Origin of the sequence: Micromonospora foliorum (genome assembly GCF_022229015.1) — a bacterium.
GTDB lineage: Bacteria > Actinomycetota > Actinomycetes > Mycobacteriales > Micromonosporaceae > Micromonospora > Micromonospora foliorum.
Genome location: NZ_JAKKFF010000514.1, coordinates 1 through 1,936 on the forward strand (window position 1 = coordinate 1; position 1,936 = coordinate 1,936).

A 1,936-nucleotide genomic window follows, 5' to 3' on the forward strand; every position below is an offset into this window, starting at 1 on the left:
CATCGGCAAGCGGCTCACCCGGCGCTGCTTCCACGGCAACAACCACAACGACGTGCGGGCGGCGTTCGGGCGCGACGTCGCCGGCTGGCTGCGCGAGGTCACACTGTCCTACGACGGGACGATCGTGGACTGCATCGAGAACGCCCCGGCCGCGTTCCTCGGCCTGCTGCGCTGCGACAACCTCGGCAAGATGTTCGTCATGATGTTACGTAGACCTCCTGCACGGCGGCCGACCCGATCGGGTCGGCCGCCGTCGCGCGTGCGGAGGATAGGCTCGCGGCATGACGGTGGCGGTACGGGTGATCCCCTGTCTGGACGTGGACGCCGGACGGGTGGTCAAGGGGGTCAACTTCCTCGACCTGCGGGACGCCGGTGACCCGGTCGAGCTGGCCGCCGCGTACGACCGGGCCGGCGCGGACGAGTTGACCTTCCTCGACGTCACCGCGTCCTCCAGCGACCGCGGCACCATGCTCGACGTGGTGCGCCGCACCGCCGAGTCGGTGTTCATCCCGCTGACCGTCGGCGGTGGGGTCCGGCAGGTCGCCGACGTGGACACACTGTTGCGCGCCGGGGCGGACAAGGTCGGCGTGAACACCGCCGCCATCGCCCGCCCGGAGCTGATCGCCGAGATCGCCGACCGGTTCGGCCGGCAGGTGCTCGTGCTCTCCCTCGACGTGCGTCGGTCGCCGAACGGCGGCACGCCCAGTGGCTTCGAGGTGACCACGCACGGGGGCCGGCGCGGCACCGGCATCGACGCCGTGTGGTGGGCACACCGGGGCGCCGAGCTGGGCGCGGGCGAGATCCTGCTCAACTCGATGGACGCCGACGGCACCAAGGCGGGCTTCGACCTGGAGTTGATCGCCGCGGTGCGCGCCGTGGTGGACGTGCCGGTGGTGGCCAGTGGGGGCGCCGGCGAGGTGGCCCACTTTCCGCCCGCGATCGGCGCCGGCGCGGACGCGGTGCTCGCCGCCAGCGTCTTCCACTTCGGTGAGCTGACCGTCGCCGAGGTCAAGGACGCGCTGCGCCTCGGTGGACATCCGGTGCGCTGAGCCGGTCAGCGCTCGCCGGAATGCCCCTCCGGTGACCGACGCGGGGTGGGGATCGAACGGACCGCGTACTCCTGGACGGCAGCCGCGTGGTCGGCCTCGTCCAAAATCCAGTCCGCGCTGCCGGGCGCGTGCCGGCGGATCAGCACACCCTGCACGGTGTCCACCATGGTCGCCACACCCGCGCGCGGGCGGGTACGCCACAGCTGCTCACCCTCGGCGGTGATCCGGAACCAGCCGTCGGCCACGCTGACCAGCCCGGCGCCGACCAGCCGCCGGACCGCGGCCTCCACCTCGTGGCGCTGCGGGATCGCGTGGTTGAGGTGGTCGGCGGTGGAGAGCACGTCGGTCAGGCGGACGCCCTCCGGCCGTCGACTTGTCGCCGACCGACGGTGCCGTCCGGCCCCGCTCGCGATGACGAGCGACACGAAGATCCAGGCGTCGTTCCAGCGCCAACCGTTCTCCCCCATGCAGAGATGATGACGGCGCGCGTCGCGGAAGGGAACACCCACCCTCCATCCGGTACGCGGCACCACCGCCACGTACCGGTCCGCGGACGGTCGGTGAGGGTTCAGCCGGCGGGGGTGGCCGGCGCGGGGCTCCCCGGCGGGGGCGTGGCGCTGTCGGGCGCGGCGCTGTCGGGCGCGGCGCTGTCTGGTGTGGCGCTGTCTGGTGTGGCGCTGTCTGGTGTGGCGCTGTCTGGTGTGGTGCCCTCCGGCACGGCGAACAGCGGGATGAAGAACTGGGCCAACGGACCGATGGCCAACGCGTACGCGACGGTGCCCACGCCGACCGTGCCGCCGAGCAACCAGCCCAGCGCCAGCACGGTGACCTCGATGACGGTGCGCACCAGCCGGACCGACCGGCCGGGCCGGCGGGCCACGTACCCG

General features: G+C 72.9%; 2 protein-coding genes and 2 pseudogenes. 2 read left to right on the forward strand and 2 right to left on the reverse strand.

Going from position 1 to position 1,936, the window contains the following annotated elements; genetic code table 11:
- Positions 1-199 (forward strand): annotated as a pseudogene (locus PSH25_RS34265) (NADP-dependent oxidoreductase); the annotation flags it as partial.
- A gap of 82 nt (positions 200-281) precedes the next feature.
- Positions 282-1,049, forward strand: a complete 768-nt coding sequence (hisF, locus tag PSH25_RS29090; RefSeq protein WP_112582731.1) for an imidazole glycerol phosphate synthase subunit HisF — start codon at positions 282-284, stop codon at positions 1,047-1,049.
- Between the two features lie 5 nt (positions 1,050-1,054).
- Here the strand turns inward: hisF and PSH25_RS29095 are convergent, their stop codons facing one another.
- Together PSH25_RS29095 and PSH25_RS29100 are read right to left on the reverse strand one after the other, a co-directional pair.
- A complete protein-coding gene (locus PSH25_RS29095; RefSeq protein WP_238662066.1) occupies positions 1,055-1,516 on the reverse strand; it encodes a hypothetical protein in 462 nt (153 codons plus the stop codon).
- Positions 1,517-1,716: 200 nt separating this feature from the next.
- A pseudogene (locus tag PSH25_RS29100) lies at positions 1,717-1,936 on the reverse strand (membrane protein YczE); the annotation flags it as partial.

Coding starts and splice junctions, on each gene's coding strand:
- hisF (WP_112582731.1), top strand. CDS start 282: ATGACGGTGGCGGTACGGGTGATCCCCTGTCTGGACGTGGACGCCGGA.
- PSH25_RS29095 (WP_238662066.1), bottom strand. CDS start 1,516: ATGGGGGAGAACGGTTGGCGCTGGAACGACGCCTGGATCTTCGTGTCG.